The sequence below is a fragment of the Microcoleus sp. FACHB-1515 genome (assembly GCF_014696105.1).
GTDB lineage: Bacteria > Cyanobacteriota > Cyanobacteriia > Elainellales > Elainellaceae > JAAUTJ01.
In genome coordinates, this window is record NZ_JACJPO010000018.1 from 95,658 (window position 1) to 111,494 (window position 15,837).

Annotated in this window: 16 protein-coding genes; 5 read left to right on the top strand and 11 right to left on the bottom strand. The window is 54.5% G+C overall.

All coding sequences use genetic code 11. The features are described 5' to 3' along the window. A complete protein-coding gene (locus H6F67_RS04945) occupies positions 1 to 1,275 on the bottom strand; it encodes a glycosyltransferase (RefSeq protein ID WP_190763919.1) in 1,275 nt (424 codons plus the stop codon). 42 nt (positions 1,276 to 1,317) lie between these two features. Further along, a complete protein-coding gene (locus tag H6F67_RS04950; protein WP_199304240.1) occupies positions 1,318 to 1,977 on the bottom strand; it encodes a TraX family protein in 660 nt (219 codons plus the stop codon). Between the two features lie 249 nt (positions 1,978 to 2,226). Between H6F67_RS04950 and H6F67_RS04955 the strand changes: the two genes are divergently transcribed. Next, on the top strand, positions 2,227 to 3,273 hold the full coding sequence (locus H6F67_RS04955) for an NAD(P)/FAD-dependent oxidoreductase (protein ID WP_190763921.1): 1,047 nt from the start codon (positions 2,227 to 2,229) through the stop codon (positions 3,271 to 3,273). A 54-nt stretch (positions 3,274 to 3,327) separates the two neighbouring features. Here the strand turns inward: H6F67_RS04955 and H6F67_RS04960 are convergent, their stop codons facing one another. Continuing rightward, positions 3,328 to 4,725 (bottom strand): DUF3747 domain-containing protein, encoded by a 1,398-nt coding sequence (locus H6F67_RS04960; RefSeq protein ID WP_190763923.1) that lies wholly within the window; start codon positions 4,723 to 4,725, stop codon positions 3,328 to 3,330. A gap of 401 nt (positions 4,726 to 5,126) precedes the next feature. Between H6F67_RS04960 and H6F67_RS04965 the strand changes: the two genes are divergently transcribed. Next, positions 5,127 to 6,935, top strand: a complete 1,809-nt coding sequence (locus H6F67_RS04965; RefSeq protein WP_190763925.1) for an ABC transporter ATP-binding protein — start codon at positions 5,127 to 5,129, stop codon at positions 6,933 to 6,935. Here the strand turns inward: H6F67_RS04965 and H6F67_RS04970 are convergent. From H6F67_RS04970 to H6F67_RS05000, 7 genes are all read right to left on the bottom strand, one after another. Continuing rightward, positions 6,932 to 7,738 carry a CAP domain-containing protein gene (locus tag H6F67_RS04970; RefSeq protein ID WP_190763927.1) on the bottom strand — a complete coding sequence of 269 codons (807 nt, stop codon included), beginning with the start codon at positions 7,736 to 7,738 and terminating at the stop codon, positions 6,932 to 6,934. The genes H6F67_RS04965 and H6F67_RS04970 overlap by 4 nt on opposite strands. Positions 7,739 to 7,806: 68 nt before the next feature. Continuing rightward, positions 7,807 to 8,196 (bottom strand): RidA family protein, encoded by a 390-nt coding sequence (locus H6F67_RS04975; RefSeq protein WP_190763929.1) that lies wholly within the window; start codon positions 8,194 to 8,196, stop codon positions 7,807 to 7,809. A gap of 5 nt (positions 8,197 to 8,201) precedes the next feature. Beyond that, positions 8,202 to 8,633, bottom strand: coding sequence for an NUDIX domain-containing protein (locus tag H6F67_RS04980; RefSeq protein WP_190763931.1), 432 nt, complete (start codon positions 8,631 to 8,633; stop codon positions 8,202 to 8,204). Between the two features lie 54 nt (positions 8,634 to 8,687). Further along, positions 8,688 to 9,134, bottom strand: a complete 447-nt coding sequence (locus H6F67_RS04985; RefSeq protein WP_190763933.1) for a hypothetical protein — start codon at positions 9,132 to 9,134, stop codon at positions 8,688 to 8,690. Positions 9,135 to 9,202: 68 nt separating this feature from the next. After that, entirely contained in the window at positions 9,203 to 10,336 is a 1,134-nt protein-coding gene (locus tag H6F67_RS04990) for an anhydro-N-acetylmuramic acid kinase (RefSeq protein ID WP_190763935.1), read from the bottom strand. 8 nt (positions 10,337 to 10,344) lie between these two features. Beyond that, positions 10,345 to 11,046, bottom strand: coding sequence for an NAD-binding protein (locus H6F67_RS04995; RefSeq protein ID WP_190763937.1), 702 nt, complete (start codon positions 11,044 to 11,046; stop codon positions 10,345 to 10,347). 94 nt (positions 11,047 to 11,140) lie between these two features. Then, positions 11,141 to 12,487: a TrkH family potassium uptake protein gene (locus H6F67_RS05000; RefSeq protein ID WP_190763939.1), complete on the bottom strand. Its 1,347-nt coding sequence runs from the start codon at positions 12,485 to 12,487 to the stop codon at positions 11,141 to 11,143. A gap of 42 nt (positions 12,488 to 12,529) precedes the next feature. Between H6F67_RS05000 and H6F67_RS05005 the strand changes: the two genes are divergently transcribed. The 3 genes from H6F67_RS05005 to H6F67_RS05015 all read left to right on the top strand — a co-directional run bounded on the left by H6F67_RS05005 (position 12,530) and on the right by H6F67_RS05015 (position 14,827). Further along, positions 12,530 to 13,378, top strand: coding sequence for a methyltransferase domain-containing protein (locus tag H6F67_RS05005; RefSeq protein ID WP_190763941.1), 849 nt, complete (start codon positions 12,530 to 12,532; stop codon positions 13,376 to 13,378). Positions 13,379 to 13,673: 295 nt separating this feature from the next. Further along, positions 13,674 to 14,585: an alpha/beta fold hydrolase gene (locus H6F67_RS05010; protein WP_190763943.1), complete on the top strand. Its 912-nt coding sequence runs from the start codon at positions 13,674 to 13,676 to the stop codon at positions 14,583 to 14,585. A 92-nt stretch (positions 14,586 to 14,677) separates the two neighbouring features. Next, complete coding sequence (locus H6F67_RS05015) at positions 14,678 to 14,827, top strand: hypothetical protein (RefSeq protein WP_190763945.1); 150 nt, start codon at positions 14,678 to 14,680, stop codon at positions 14,825 to 14,827. A 30-nt stretch (positions 14,828 to 14,857) separates the two neighbouring features. Here the strand turns inward: H6F67_RS05015 and H6F67_RS05020 are convergent, their stop codons facing one another. Continuing rightward, entirely contained in the window at positions 14,858 to 15,748 is an 891-nt protein-coding gene (locus H6F67_RS05020; RefSeq protein ID WP_190763947.1) for an ABC transporter ATP-binding protein, read from the bottom strand. Positions 15,749 to 15,837: the final 89 nt, after the last annotated feature.

A 15,837-nucleotide genomic window follows, 5' to 3' on the forward strand; every position in this document is an offset into this window, starting at 1 on the left:
TTAAAGCTTGAGGAGGTCGCTTGTTTCTACGATCGCACGATCGCGCTGTAACTGAGCTGAATTATTAAGACAGCGTAAATAAATGTCTCGATGCTGCTGCCCGATCGACGGCCAGCCAAACGGCTCAACGAACGCTGCTCCTTGCTGGGCAAGCTGCGATCGCAACGCTCGATTCGTCAGCAATTCCAGCAAGGCCGCTGCCAAAGCCGATCGATCGCGAGTCGGAATTTGCCGCACCACGTTTGCCGCCAAGTTTGGGTCGGGCGTGGTCGAGACGGTGGCGATCGTGGGTAAATGATGCGCCAGCAGTGCCAGCAGCGATCCGCTTTTGAGCGTTACGCCATGATGAAACGGCAAAACGCCAATATCCGAGCCGCTGAGACAGTGAGACGCTTCTGCCGCAGGCAAATATCCGGTGAGATGAACCCGATCGCCCAAGTCCAAATCGGAGACGATCGCCGCCAATTTGTCCCAATATGCTGCCGCCTCTACACCTCGCAACGCCAAACTTTCGACACCGCCAATCAAAAGCAATCGCGCCTGTGGCTGCTGAGGTGCAATTTCGGCAAACGCATTCAGCAAGATTTCCAGTCCTTTCACAGGATGCAAAAAGCCAAAGAACGCGACAACTTCCGCTTCCTCCGGCCAGCCGCATTTTTGGCGAATCGATCGCCGTGCAGTGGATCGATCGATCGGCGCAACTTCAACATTGGCCGCGATCGAAATCCGATGCAGTCGGGGTTGAAGGGCGGGGAGTCGATCGAGCAGGACGGTTTCGGCTTCGGCGTTTGTGGTGACGATCGCCTCACTGCCCGTCAGCAAAAAGCCATCTTCGCGATCCCACCAGCCGCGCTTTTGGCCCCACTGCTTCAAACTTTCAATCAATTGCAGCGGAATGCCTTTGGGTTGCCATTCCCACCAGCCATATTCATGCACGGTCGTAACGATCGGTTTGCGCCAGCCGCTCAGCCGCAAGAGGAGGGGCAACAGAAAAATGGCTCGCTCAAATCCATAGGTTCCCGCTGCGTGCTGAATGTGCAGTAGGTCAGCATTGCTCATGTGGATCGATCGCACCAACGCAGGCAAATCGCGCAGTCGCCAACCTTGCACAACAGGTTTCACCGTCGGATCAGCAGTTGAATTCAACAGTTCGGTTGTTGTCAGCACGATCGATTCAACAGCAATGGCTTGAAGCTGATGGCGTAAACAAGCAGTGTAGTGAGCGACGCCGCAGCGATCGGGCTGATAGGTTCCGGCAACAAAAGCAACTTGCATGAAGGCTATCTTTACGGACGGGTGCGATCGATCGAATCTGCTTTAGGAAAGATAGGCGCGAATCAAAATCAAAATCAGCAGATGTCCGGGGTAGAACAAATAGAACCAGCGTGCTTTTGCGCCTTGTCGTCCGCTTGTCGAGATTAAGATCAAAGGGGCAAAAATGGCGGGAAACTGAGATGTGCCAAAGTTGGGCAGCGCGATCGCCAACATCACATGCAGCCCAATCCAGCCAATCCACCACAGCAGATGCCGCTGAAACTGCGCCAGCATCGCAATAATCAAGATTCCATAGCCCCAGTAGTCCATATTGGCGACGGTGGCGACGCCTGCACCCGCCAGCCAAATTGCCACCTGCCATGCAGGAGCAACTCGCGCCCCTCGCAGGCACAGCAGCCCCACCAGCAGCGTAAACAGAATATTCAACTGTCCCGGTACGCCAAACGCCCGCCAGTAGATATATTGCGACAGACAGCCCCAGATGAATAGTCGCCATGCATAGCGCCCAAAGTGGCGCGTATGCGCTTCACCTTGCGTCAACAGCCAGGCAAACAGGGGAAAGCTCAAGCGGCCAATTACCCGCAATCCTTCAACATCCGGGTATAAAATCGCGCCGACGTGATCGAGCACCATCAGCAAGGCGGCAATCAGCTTGACGTGATATTGCGTGAGCGATCGAATCGGAAGTCTCGACTTTTCCACCGCTCAAGCTCCAATGCAATTTCTAATCGCGTTTCTTTCACTCTAGCGGTTGCAGGCCGTATGGGTGAAGAATGATGTGCCCGACACGTCCCGAAACCGATCGCCTCGTCACAGGAGTCACACAGTTGAGAAAGTAGAAGCAAGGGTGGATGAATCTGTACAGTGAAGTGTGGCATGTCGCAAAGCTGGCCGAAGTTTGCTTTTTGGCTCGCACTCCATCTCACTGCGTAATTGGGGGAATTTGAAAGAATGCTGGATGTTGCCATTGTCGGCGCAGGCTTGTCAGGCTTGATTTGCGCTCAGCAACTGAGGCGATCGGGCTATCAGGTTGCCCTGATCGAAAAATCGCGCGGCCTGGGTGGACGGCTTGCCACGCGCCGCCTGCCAAACACCTGTGCAGATCACGGCGTTCGCTTTTTGGATGAGCAAGGCACTCGAACGGGTGAACTGATTCAAGCAGGGCGCGATCGCAATTTACTTCAGGCTTGGACGGATTCCGAACACCAACTGAATGGTGAACTGGGTTCGACTGCCGTTCCTCCGCGCTATGCAGCCGCAGACGGCATGACAGCGATCGCCAAAGCCCTCGCCACCCAGCTTGAGATTCACCACAGCCTGCGCGTCGTTCAGCTGGCGGCGGGCGAAAGCTGGCGGCTGACTTGCGAATCAGGCGAAGCGTTTGAGGCGCGATCGATCGGGCTGGCGATTCCGGCTCCCCAGGCCGCCACGCTGATTGAATCGATCGCGTTTCCCCCGACTGATTTGCTGACTCAGGTGCGATCGGTTGAGTTCGATCCGTGCCTGACGGTGATCGCGACTTATGACCGCAAGTATCAAGCTGAAGTGGAAAGCTTGCCTTGGCGATCGATCGAGGTGAATCACGACGATGTGACTTGGATTGGCATCGACAGCAGCAAGCGCAAAAATTCTGCGGCTCCGGTGATGGTGTTGCACAGCAGCGCGGAATTTGCGCTCAGATTTTTGGAGGCTGAGGATTTGCAGGCGATCGCAAATCACCTGCTCGATTGCGCCTCGAACCTGCTGCCCTGGCTCAATCAGCCAGAAATTTTGCAGATTCACCGCTGGCGCTATGCGTTTGTGCGGCGAGCCTGTCCCGATTTGACTTTGTTGGCGACGCATCCGCTGCCGATCGCGTGCTGTGGCGATTGGTGCGGCGGCACAAATGTAGAAGCGGCGTTGCGCTCGGGTGAAGCAACTGCCGCTCAGATTAATCAACTGCTGGACGATCGCACCGTGCCGCCGCTCGATTTTGCGGCCATTCTTGATGAATCGTAGAAACGGTTGATGTAGGGGCATGACGCATCGTGCCCCTACAGAAGTTCACACGGGTTAGGGAACGTTCACAACGATCGGATCGGCAGGACGCACCACAGGCAGGTTTGCCCAAGGCTCAGCGGAATTGGGCTGCTGGGGGGACAGTTGAGCGGTCGGCTGTCCAGCGCGAACGGCGTTGAGCATCCGCATTGTGGCGGCAGCAGCATAGTTGCGGCGAGCCGGAGCGTCGGGTGCAAAGCTAGTACCCGTTTCATTCACAGGAGAAGCAACACCGCCATAAGCCGACATTTCGCTGATGCCTTGGCTTGCCCAGTGGTTTGCCGTATCTGAGAAGGAACGCGCCTGCTGAGTCGGGCTGAGCTGCTGGCTTCGACCTTGCAACGTTTGACCGTAGATCGCAGCGCGGCGCAAGATGGCAATCAGTTCTGCACGGGTGACAGGTTGAGCCGGACGGAACGAGCCGTCTTGGTAGCCGCTGACGATGTTGAGATCGCGAGCGACTTGAATCTTGGCGGCACTCCAGCGCGAAGCATTGACATCACGGTAGGGCGATCGCGCCACCGAAGATGGAACTGTGATCGCTGGAATTGTTTGCGACGTGCGCGGCAACTGGCGCAAACCATCGATCACCATCGAAACCAACTGTTCACGGGTCAAGGTCGCTTGCGGACGGAACGTATTGTCTTCCGAGAAGCCAGCAATAAAGCCGCTGTTGACTGCCTGCTGAATTTCGCTGGCATAAATGTCGCCTTGAACATCGCGGAAGCTGATGCCGGGCGTCGGCGTTGGCGTGGGAACCGGAGTTGGGCTAGGGGTCGGTGTGGGATTAGGGGTCGGCGTCGGGTTGGGCGTCGGTGTCGGGTTGGGCGTTGGGGTTGGGCTGGGCGTCGGCGTCGGAGCAGCACCGTCATAGGTGAGGTAGACATGGCCGAGGGTGCGATCGCCAAACGTCCGCTTGGTAAAGCGCCAGCCGGGATTGAGGTTGATTTTGGCGAAACCCGGAATGGTTCCGTTGGCGCGACCGATTTCGAGTGTCGGCTGGCTGCGATTGTCCGGCGCACCCACCAGCACCAAGTCACCGTTGCGGTTGACGACGCGCAGGCTGTAGCGCAAGCCCAAGTCTTCGCCATTCATGCGAATTGAGTAGCCGTTGCTGTCGGTGCTGCGACCACAGATGCCCGTAAAGTCAAAGTTGAGCAGCAGCGGTTCCACCTGAACCGGATTATTGCCCGACTCGCTCCAGCACTGACGAGCATTAGAAACTTGTTCGAGCACAAGAAGCTGATGTTGCGATTGTCCATATGGAGCCGCAACCGCAACGAATTTATTTTGATCGACTTCGCGCTGTCCAAACGTGGCGGCCAAAGCGGGGGTTAGCGTGGCGATCGAACCCGCAGCGGCAGTGGCAGTAGCAGCGATGGCAGCGATCGAACGACGAAGAGAAGATTTCATAGCGAATAACCTGTCAGTGATGGCTAGGGCAGATGAAGTAGAGCAATTGAAGCTTCAAAACGTTTCAGTAGAATTGCTCTGGTGATGTTTTGATTATTTGCTGGCGATCGCGCCTTAGGGTGCAGTTCCGTTCGACTTTGTCAACTGTGCCAGTGTCCTGTATCAACTGCTGCTGCGTCGTTCCAAACATTTGCCGCCGCAAATTCACGTAGACTGGCGCTTTTCCTGATTCCGGAAGGTTTCAAAAAAAGGCGATCGCTAGTCCAATCAAAAATCTGTCTATCAGCGGGAACCAGGGAACAAAACGGCGATCATCGTGCTGATGGAGGATTCAGCAAGGGGCGCTCGCAATGCCAAAATAGAAGGCTCTCCTGTTTGCAACCCGCCTCCAGTTGACCGCTATGACCTCTGATTCCATTCGCGAAAAATCTCGACTGCGTGAAACCGACTGGCGACTGCTGCGGCGACTGTTTCCGTATGCGCGGCAGAATACTCGGCTGCTGGCGATCGCGCTGATCATGCTCATTCCACTTTCGCTTTCGGATGCGATTCAGCCGATTTTGGTGGGACAGGCGATTTCGCTGATTCGGGGTGAGCCGACAGTAGGATTTTTGCAGGGGCGAACTTTGGCGCAGGGACTCAATCTTTTGGTGGGGCTGCTGCTGGTGACGATTTTGGTGCAGCTTTCCCTGACGGGGGTGCAGAATTTTCTGATTCAAAAAGTCGGCCAGCGAATCACCGCCAGCATTCGCGCAGATTTGTTTGATCACGTCACGTCGTTAGCGGTGCGGTTTTTCGATCGCACTCCGGTCGGTCGCCTGATCACTCGGCTCACCAGCGATGTGGATGCATTGGGCGATGTGTTTTCAACGGGCGCGATCGGCATTTTGAGCGATCTTTTTTCGATGCTGACGATCGTGGTGGTGATGTTTACGCTTCAGTGGGAATTGGCGCTCTTGCTGGTATTGATGCTGCTGCCAATTACCGCTTTAATTATTTTGTTTCAGCAGCGCTATCGCCGCGCCAACTATCGCGCTAGAGAAGAATTATCAGCACTCAATTCCACGCTGCAAGAAAACATTGTCGGCATTAACGTCGTGCAGCTTTTTCGACGTGAACAGTTCAACGCTGATTTGTTTCGTAAAATCAATTTGCGATACATCAAAGAAGTCGATCGCACCATTTTTTATGATTCTGCCGTTTCCGCTACGCTAGAGTGGGTGTCGCTCGTGGCGATCGGTGGTGTTCTCTGGCTCGGCGGCGTTCTCGTCACGCAAAATCAAATCACCTTTGGAACGCTCGCTTCATTTATTTTGTTTGGTCAGCGACTGTTCAATCCGCTGCGTCAATTTGCAGAAAAATTCACGTCCATTCAAGCGGGATTTACTGCGCTAGAGCGAGTGGGTGATATTCTCAACGAACCGATCGAAATTCGCGATCCTGCCGACTTCCGCCTGTCAATTTCCGACACTCCAAATCGTCCGGGCGAAATTCGCTTTGAGCAAGTTTGGTTTGGCTACAAACCCAATGAATATGTGTTGAAAAATTTAGATTTCACGATTCGTCCGGGTGAAAAAGTTGCGCTGGTTGGCCCGACAGGAGCCGGAAAAAGTTCGATTATTCGCTTGCTGTGTCGGCTATATGAAACGACGAAAGGGCGAATCTTGCTCGACGGCGTGGATATTCGCGACCTCCCCCAAGCGGAACTGCGTCGCCGCCTGACGGTGATTTTGCAGGACGGCTTTTTGTTTGCGGGAGATGTGAAAAGCAATATTGCGCTGGGGGAGGATTATTCGATCGAGCAAATTCGCCACGCTGCCGAACAAACCAACGTTGCTCAGTTTATCGAGCAGCTACCCCAAGGATATAACACGGAACTGCGCGAACGCGGCACGAATTTATCTGGCGGGCAAAAGCAGCTTTTGGCGTTTGCTCGCGCTGCCGTGCGGAATCCGCCGATTCTCGTCCTTGATGAAGCAACGGCCAATCTCGATGTCGGAACGGAATCGCTGATTCAAGAAGCGCTAGAGCGACTGCTGGAAGGCCGAACGGCGATCATCATCGCGCACCGACTTTCGACCATTCGCAATGTCGATCGCATCCTGGTTCTCAAGCAAGGCCAGCTTGTTGAATCTGGCACGCACGAGGAACTGCTGAACCTGAGTGGACTGTATGCCAGCCTCTATCGTCTGCAAATGCTGGAAGGCTAGCCGTTGCGTCCGTTATCGGGGACGTTGGGGATGACGCGGACATCGATCGGTGTGCCCATCGACTGCGACCAGTAGGAACTAAATGTGAACCGTCCAGGATCAGGCTTGAGGACAAAATAGCCAACGCCAATTTCCTGCACCTGATAGGCCAGCATGTTAGCGCGATGGCCGGGACTGTTGATCCAGCCGCGCATGGCGCTTTCGGCTGTAGTGTGTCCCGCTGCCAGATTTTCGGCAGCTTGTGAAAAGTCATAGCCTGCCGCTTTAATGCGATCCCAGGGGGAGGAGCCGTCTTTTCCGGTGTGGCTCCAGTTGTCGTCGATCGCCAAACTGCGAGCATACGCGTGAGCCGCCTGCGTCAGTTGCGTATTCACCGCGAGCGCAGGCAACCCTTTTGACTCGCGAAACGCATTGGTGCGCTGCACGATTTCATAAGCTTCGCTGACTTTATTTGTGCGTGTGGCGGCAACCTGAAGCCGATAGCGCATCGCGTCGTCGCTCTTGGGCAGCACGCGAAGGAAATATGTTCCTGCGGATAAACCCTGGATGTCGATCGCGTCTAAACCGCTGGCCGATCGCGAACTGGCAACGGTTTCGCCAAGCTCTGCACGTCCATCGCGATCGCGGTCTTGAATCAGTTCCACATCCGCATTTGCGCCCAAGCTACGCAGTTTGAGATTCAAGCTGCTGCGCTGCTTCAGGTTGAACTGATACAGCTTGTGATCGTCTCCCAGTCGGTCGTTCAGCCGAACAGGATTCGATCGCACCTTGAGGCTTTGGGCTGAGTTCAAACGAAATGACATCGCTGCTGCCTGTGAACAACGAATGGCTTGACGGACGATCGAGCGCGAATGTGCCCGCTCAGAACGATTTACGATGGCAAAACGGCGATGCAGTCAATTTCGACCCGCACATCTTTGGGCAGGCGAGCGACTTCCACACAGGCGCGAGCGGGCGCAGTTGCCTCGTCAAACCAGCGGGCATAGACAACGTTCATGGCGTTGAAATCGTTCAGATCCGCAAGATAGACAGTGGTTTTAACCACATCTGCGATCGATGCGCCTGCTGCCTGCAAAACCGCGACGAGGTTGGCGATCGCCTGCTCGGTTTGCTGACTCACTTCTGCGCTGACGATCGCGCCCGTCTGAGGATCAAGCGGAATTTGACCTGAAACAAAAAGAAACGACCCAGCAGCGATCGCTTGACTGTATGGCCCGACGGGGGCAGGAGCTTGTTCAGTGTGAATGACAGTGCGACTCATGTGAATTATCCAAGCGCAGGACGATGACCAGTGGCGCGATAGTGTTGATAGTCGCGCAAAATGGAATCGTGGTCAAAGCACAAGTTCGTCGGCAGTTGGTCGAGTTCAAACACTTGCACGCTCTGGGCATCGTCGCCTGCTTGAGGTGTGCCGCTGGCAGTGGCAAGAAAGACAACGCTGAGCGTGTGCTGGCGCGGGTCGCGATCGGGATCAGAATATACGTGAAACTGCTCAACCAGCTTGACTTCCAAGCCTGTTTCTTCTTGCGCTTCGCGTTTGGCAGCGGTTTCAACTGATTCGCCATAATCAACAAAGCCACCGGGAAGCGCCCAGCCGAAAGGCTCATTGCGCCGCTCAATAAGGACGATCGCCGCCTGCGATCGATCGCTCAGTTCAATAATCAAATCAACAGTCGGAGTCGGATTGCGGTGAGCCACACATATAACGGAAAAACTGCTTTCTCAGGATAGCGATCGCTGAGTGCGGCGCGATTAAGCTTCGTGACGTTCGACGATCGCTTCCATCGTGCTGCTGAGATAGTGGCCGGACATGATGCTGCTGGACAAGCAATATTTGTGAGTGTCGAGGCGATGGAGCGTTTCAAATCCGGTTCGACGCTGACGATCGCCCAAAACCCAGTAGCGCTGTACGATCGATTCGGGCGCGATCCAGCCTTCACCTTCGACGCGACCCAGTTCACTATGTTGCAAAACAAAAGTGTATTGGCGCTCACCCGGATTGAGGCGTCCGCGATATTGAAAAGAAACTTCGGGGCGATCGATCGTGGGAAACATTAGCTTTGTCACCATCGTATACCAGCCGTCGCGACTCCAGGCCACCAGGATTTTGCCTTTGACGGTGACAGGCAGGCCATCGCGATCGAGCCAGCTTCCTTGCAGCGTCCAGCGGCCTGCTTCCAAAAGAAAAGAGTGAGACACAATAGCCATTCCTGATATCTTATTCGCCCAAGGCCGATCGAAAGACGCTGAATTATCTTTCATCAGTATTACCTAGAGAACTGGCGACTCGGTATGTAGCTTTCCCCCAGAATCATGGCTTTCGCTGCACCTGTCACCTCCGGAAGATTACCGGGGATGCCGAGTTGATGCCAATAGGCAAGGACGGCAAACGCGATCGCTTCCTTAAAATCCGCATTCAATCCGGCCTCATCCGTCGTAAGCACCGTTGCTTGAAATCGTGCCTGAAGGCGCGATCGCAAGTAGCGGTTGTGACTGCCGCCGCCGCAGAGCAACACTTGATCTGGCAACCGAGGCAAAAAGTTCTCGTAACTATGAGCGATCGAAGCGGCGGTAAGTTCCGTCAGCGTGGCGAGAATGTCAGCCGAATCAAGGTCATGGGCTTCGGCCAGTCGATCGCGTAGGTAATCCGCGCCAAACAATTCGCGTCCGGTCGATTTGGGCGGTGGCGCTTGAAAAAAGTCGTGACCCAGCCAGCGATCGACCAGTTCCAGGTCAGGCTGGCCGCTGGCTGCCCATGCGCCATCGCGATCGTATCGCTGAGTTCCATCCGATAGCTGCTGGACAGCGAGATCGAGAAGCGAATTGCCAGGACCCGTATCCCAACCGAGGACTTGGCTGCGATCGGCAGGCAGATAGGTGACATTGCCGATGCCGCCGATGTTTTGCACCGCCCGATCGAGCGTGGGATGCGTCAGCAAGCAGGCATCGACGGGCGACACCATTGGCGCACCTTCGCCGCCCACTGCAATGTCAGCGGCGCGAAAGTTGCTGACTGTCGGAATCTGAGTGAGGCGGGCGATCGCGGCTCCGCGACCCAGTTGGACACTATAAGCTAGAGAGTGGTCGCTCGAACGGGGATGATGAAAAACCGTTTGGCCGTGTGAGCCAATCAGATCGACGGATGGCTGATTAGCGGCTAAGGCAATCGCCGCCTCCGCAAAAACTGCCGCAATCTCGTCATCCAAAGCGGCAAAATCAGCGAGGGAAAGCGAGGCTCCACCTGCGACCGCAAGAATGCGATCGCGCAAATCGGCAGGATAGGGATAAGTCTGAGCAGCAATCAGTTGAGCTTGCAAATCGTGAGTTGTGCCGCTGATTTCAACAAGCGCTGCGTCAATGCCGTCTACCGAGGTGCCGCTGATCAAGCCAATCACGCGCATGGAAATTCTCACGTAGGAAGTGCGCCAAGTCCTTGATTCGAGCCGATCACGACGATCGCTTCGCCGCGACGCAGCCGCCGACTTGGTAGCGGATTAATTGTGAAGCGACCATCATAGCTGACGGCCAGCAGCGTCAGGTCGTATTTGTTACGCAGTTGCAGTTCGGCGATCGTTTTGCCGTCAAACGCTTCGGGAACCAGCAGTTCGACAATGCTGTTTTCCGGGTCAAGATCGAAGCGATCGAGAATGTTGGGCTGTGTGAGCGATCGTGCCAGTTCGCAGCCTGCTTGGTGTTCTGGAAAGATGACCAGATCGGCTCCGACTTTTTTGAGCAGCTTTTCATGAATTTGCGACGAGGCTTTAGCAACGACATGTTCCACGCCGCCATCTTTAAGATTGAGCGTTGTAATTACGCTTTCTTCCACATAGTTGCCGATCGCCACGATGATCGTGTTGAATTCAAAGACGCCTGCTTCTTTGAGGGCGGCAGGGTCAGTTGAATCGAGTTCGATCGCTCGCACGGCTAAGTTGTCGCTGAGCAATTGGGCGACGCGCTTTTCGTCTGAATCGATTCCCATGACCTCAAAGCCGGAATTGTGCAGCGTTTGGCAGACCGCACGGCCAAATCGCCCCAATCCGATGACCGCAAACTGCTTGCTCGGTCGGGTGCTGCGTAGACTGCCAAAAAAGCCTAAAGAAGACAGGTTCACGAATTTTCTCCGAGGATATCGAGCAACTGCAAGCAAACGTTCAATCTAAGCCTCGGTCTTTAAACTAGCAGCGATCGCGCTTGCCAAAACAGCTTTAACCAACCAGCAGATTTTCCTGAGGAAAGCGGATGACGGTTGGCTTGGGATCGCCCAACAGCGCACCGATCAGCAGCAGCACGCCCACCCGACCGATATACATTGTTGCCACCAGCACTAGTTTGGCAAAAACCGACAGACCTGCCGTAATGCCCGTAGACAGCCCGACCGTACAAAACGCCGAAACCACTTCAAACAGAATTTGAATAAAGTCTAGCTGCGGATCAGAAATGGTGATCAGTCCGGTCATGACAATCAGCGTGATGATCGACCCGACGGCGACGGCGATCGCTTTGAGAATAACAGGGATCGGCAGTTGGCGCTCGTAGATCTGCACCGTTTCCTGTCCGCGCAAGACGGCAACCGTACTGCGCGTGAGAACCCGCAAGGTCGTGGTTTTGATGCCGCCCGCTGTGCTGCCCGGACTGCCGCCGATGAACATGAGCGCGATCGAAATGAACAAGCCTGCCGTTGTCATTTCACCGACATTGATCGTGTTGAATCCGGCTGTGCGCGGCGTCACTGCGGCAAACCACGCGGTCAACAGGCGCGTTACCGGATCGAGCGGGGCAAGCGTACCGGGATTGTTGACTTCAGTGAGAAACAATCCGATCGTGCCAAGCACCAGTAGAACCAGCGTGGTGCTGACGGCAACTTTGAAATTGAGCGAGAGTACAGGTCGCTCGATCGATGGCTGCTTGCCTCGGTGAAGTCGCGATCGCAGCCACAGATACATCTCAAAAATCGCCTCATAGCCGATGCCGCCAAAAATAATCAAACCGGGAATTACCAGATTGATCAGCCATGAAGACTGGTAGCCGACCAAATTATCGGAGAACAAGCTAAAGCCCGCATTGTTCCAAGCTGTAATGCTGTGAAAAAGAGCTAGCCACACCGCTCGACCGAAATCGTGATCTGGCAAAAACACTGGGATCATCAAAAGTGCGCCCGTCAACTCAAACAGCAGCGTTGTCGCGATGATGGACTGAATCACTTGTGAAACGCCTTCGAGTCCGGGGCGATCGAGCGCTTGCTGAACGGCCACCTTATCGCGCAGCCCAAACCTGCGACCCAGCAGCAGCAGCAGAAATGTCGTTGCCGTCATGTAGCCCAAGCCGCCAATTTGCACAAGAGCGGCAATGACAACATGCCCCCAGTCCGAAAAATAAGTTCCGGTATCAACAATGATGTGCCCCGTTACGCAAACCGCCGAAGTTGACGTAAAGAGCGCCACGATCGGATCGTTCCAGTCGCCGCTGCTGGTGGCTCCGGGCAGCAGCAAGAGCAGCGTTCCGATCGCAATCACAGCCAAAAATCCCAGACAAATCGTTCGAGAAACGGTCATCAGCTAGAATTTTGCAAGAATATTTTCTGAGATTACCCTGTGATGACCGCTTCTTTGCAACAGCAAATCCGTGAATTCTACGATGCCTCCTCTGGCCTGTGGGAACAGATTTGGGGTGAACACATGCATCACGGCTACTACGGCGCAACCGGAAGCGATCGCAAAGACCGCCGCCAAGCCCAAATTGATTTAATTGAAGAACTGCTGGCTTGGGGAAACGTTTCCCAGGCTGAAAACATTCTCGATGTTGGCTGCGGCATCGGCGGCAGTTCGCTCTACCTTGCCGAAAAATTCAACGCCCGCGCAACGGGAATCACTCTCAGTCCTGTGCAGGCCAACCGCGCAATCGATCGCGCCCGCACCGCCAACCTGAGCGATCGCACTCAGTTCCTTGTTGCCGACGCGCTCAACACGCCCTTTGCCGACAACAGCTTTGATTTCGTCTGGTCGCTCGAAAGCGGCGAACATATGCCAGACAAAGCCCGCTTTCTGCAAGAGTGCTATCGCGTCCTCAAACCGGGCGGCACATTTCTGATGGCAACTTGGTGTCACCGATCGATCGACCAAGCCCCGCTCACTGCCGACGAACAAAACCACCTCAACGACATCTACCGCGTCTACTGTCTCCCCTACGTGATCTCGCTGCCGCAGTACGAAGCGATCGCCCGCTCGATCGGATTTGCCGACATTCGCACAGCCGACTGGTCACAAGCCGTCGCTCCCTTTTGGAACGTCGTCATTGATTCTGCCCTCACCCCGTCTGCAATTTGGGGCTTACTGCAATCCGGTTGGACAACGATTCAGGCCGCCCTATCGCTGGGATTGATGCAGCGCGGCTACGATCGCGGCCTGGTCAAGTTCGGCCTCCTCTACGGCACAAAGGAGGAATGAGGAAAACGCAGAAAAGGCAGGAGGCTCGAAAGCGAGGGACGCGGACGACCGACCGATGCCAAGACCACATTGACTGAGCGATCGCTCCCCCCTCAATTCCCCTTGAGAACCCGGACTTTGAGCAGTTCGGCTCCCTCCTTAGTAAGGAGGGTTGGGGAGGATCACTCCTGTTAAACCTCACCCTAGCCTCTACTGGTTCAGAAAATCAGAGGTAATCTTCACCCTAAAAAATCCATCTACCGAATCCTAATTCGCCACAGTAGCCTAGAGAAGTTTGATTTCGATCGCCCTCTCCATGCTGCAATTTCAACCGCCTGGCTTCGTTCAACGCGCCACCTCCACCTCTCTTGGCGTCCTCGCCTACTACACCAGCGATCGAGACTTTTGGAACACCCCGCTCGATACCGTGTCGGGAGCGCTGCGCGATCGCCCGCCCTTAATTTTTCTACACAGCTTAGGTGGCGGCTCCTCAGCCTATGAATGGTCAAAAGTTTATCCCGCCTTTGCCGCCGACTATTCGATCGTTGCTCCAGATTTAATCGGCTGGGGACAATCCACACATCCCGTAAGGGACTACCAGCCCGAAGATTACTTTCAGGTGATCGCAGAATTCATTGAGAGTTTGGGCGAAAGCGCGATCGTGATAGCCTCCTCACTCACAGCGGGACTCACCATCCGCCTCGCCATCCAAAAGCCGAACTTATTCAAGTCGCTATTTCTCGTTTCGCCTTCTGGCTACGGCGATTTCGGCATCGACTATGGGCGCGGCATTCCCGCTCAGATTGCCAAAATTCCCTTCCTCGATCGCTTCATTTACTCGGTTGGCGCCGCGAACGAAGCCGCCGTGCGAAACTTTCTTGAGCAATTTTTGTTTGCCGATCGATCGCGCCTCACAGACGAAATCGTGCAGGCCTATCTCGCTTCTGCCCTGCAAATGAACGCTGAATATGCCGCACTGTCTTCACTGCGGGGCGATCTGTGCTTTGATCTGTCGCTCTATATGAATCAACTGCATGTGCCGACGGCGATCGTTTGGGGCGAAAAATCGCGCTTTGGCACTGTTGATCAAGGTCGCCGCTTGGCCGCTCTGAATCCAAAAGCCGTGCAGACGTTCGACGTGATTTCCGACTCTGGCGTTTTACCGCACCTCGAACTGCCTGCTGTCGTTGTTGGCCTGCTTCAGCGGCATCTCAACGCTTCTCAGTAAGTGACAGCCTTTCCAGTCAGCGACAGCCCTGAGATAGGTGGCAAATGTTGCAAAATCTACACACAATAAAGATGTACTGATTGAGTCCGATCATGGCAAGCAACGACAGCCGCAAACAGCGCATCATGGAACATCTCGCCCGCAGTTCTGGAGATTACGTCACCAAGGCTGCCGCAAATCCGACGATCTCATCCGATCGCCGCCAGCAAATCATGGAACATATTCGACTAAGCAAAGGTTGAATTTTTTTAAGGGCATGGCACGCCGTGCCCTTACGATTGCGTTACCTCGACGTAGATATGTTCGAGGCGAACAGGTTGACGAGCGATCGAGTCCAGCTTCACGCCGTCAAACCGCTCCAAAATTTCTTTTAGCTCCAGCGATTCCGGTAGCCAAAAGGCCAGATCGCTGCCGTAGTAGCGATGCTGCCAGTGGAACGATTGAGCACGGGCGATCGCATTCTCCGGCTCAGGCGTTTGGACAACAACAATTTCTTGTGCGGCAATGCGCTGACGAAGCTGATCGATCGATCCTTCCGCAACAATTTGCCCACTTTTTAAAATGCCAATTCGATTAGATAGCCGTTCCGCTTCATCTAGCAGGTGAGTCGTCAGCAAAACAGTAATTCCCTGCTTTTGAAGCTGACGAATCAGATCCCAAACTTCATACCGCGCTTCGATGTCGAGTCCGGTTGTCGGTTCATCGAGAATGACCAGTTTTGGCTGATGAACGAGCGCAACCGCAATATTGAGCCGCCGCTGCATTCCGCCGCTGAGCGTTTCAACCGGACTGGAAGCGCGATCGAGCAGATGCACTGCTTCCAAACAGCGCTGCACCTGTTGCTGGAGACGATCGCCCCGCAAGCCGTAAATTCTGCCAAAAAACTGCAAATTTTCGCGACAGCTTAGCGTTTTGTAGAGCAAATTTTCTTGCGGAGCAATACCAATTAGCGGTTTGGTTTGTTCAGAAACAAGCTGATTGTTGATAGCGATCGAGCCGCGATCGGCTTTGAGTAAATTGCAAATAATGTTGATCGTTGTGGTTTTTCCGGCTCCATTGGCACCTAGCAAACCATAAATTTCTCCCGGAGCAATGTGCAGCGATAAATTCCGCAGAACCAATCGATCGCCAAACCGCTTATGTAACCCTTCAATTCTTAACATCGTATTTCGTCTTTGTCGTGGACAGGTCGCCTGTTTCCAGCAGCATAAACTCATCTTCAGTAGCATACAATCTAAGCCAAAATCTGCTG

Coding starts and splice junctions, on each gene's coding strand:
- H6F67_RS05010 (WP_190763943.1), top strand. CDS start 13,674: ATGCTGCAATTTCAACCGCCTGGCTTCGTTCAACGCGCCACCTCCACC.
- H6F67_RS04965 (WP_190763925.1), top strand. CDS start 5,127: ATGACCTCTGATTCCATTCGCGAAAAATCTCGACTGCGTGAAACCGAC.
- H6F67_RS04955 (WP_190763921.1), top strand. CDS start 2,227: ATGCTGGATGTTGCCATTGTCGGCGCAGGCTTGTCAGGCTTGATTTGC.
- H6F67_RS04960 (WP_190763923.1), bottom strand. CDS start 4,725: ATGAAATCTTCTCTTCGTCGTTCGATCGCTGCCATCGCTGCTACTGCC.
- H6F67_RS04975 (WP_190763929.1), bottom strand. CDS start 8,196: ATGAGTCGCACTGTCATTCACACTGAACAAGCTCCTGCCCCCGTCGGG.
- H6F67_RS04970 (WP_190763927.1), bottom strand. CDS start 7,738: ATGTCATTTCGTTTGAACTCAGCCCAAAGCCTCAAGGTGCGATCGAAT.
- H6F67_RS05015 (WP_190763945.1), top strand. CDS start 14,678: ATGGCAAGCAACGACAGCCGCAAACAGCGCATCATGGAACATCTCGCC.
- H6F67_RS05020 (WP_190763947.1), bottom strand. CDS start 15,748: ATGTTAAGAATTGAAGGGTTACATAAGCGGTTTGGCGATCGATTGGTT.
- H6F67_RS05005 (WP_190763941.1), top strand. CDS start 12,530: ATGACCGCTTCTTTGCAACAGCAAATCCGTGAATTCTACGATGCCTCC.
- H6F67_RS04990 (WP_190763935.1), bottom strand. CDS start 10,336: ATGCGCGTGATTGGCTTGATCAGCGGCACCTCGGTAGACGGCATTGAC.
- H6F67_RS05000 (WP_190763939.1), bottom strand. CDS start 12,487: ATGACCGTTTCTCGAACGATTTGTCTGGGATTTTTGGCTGTGATTGCG.
- H6F67_RS04945 (WP_190763919.1), bottom strand. CDS start 1,275: ATGCAAGTTGCTTTTGTTGCCGGAACCTATCAGCCCGATCGCTGCGGC.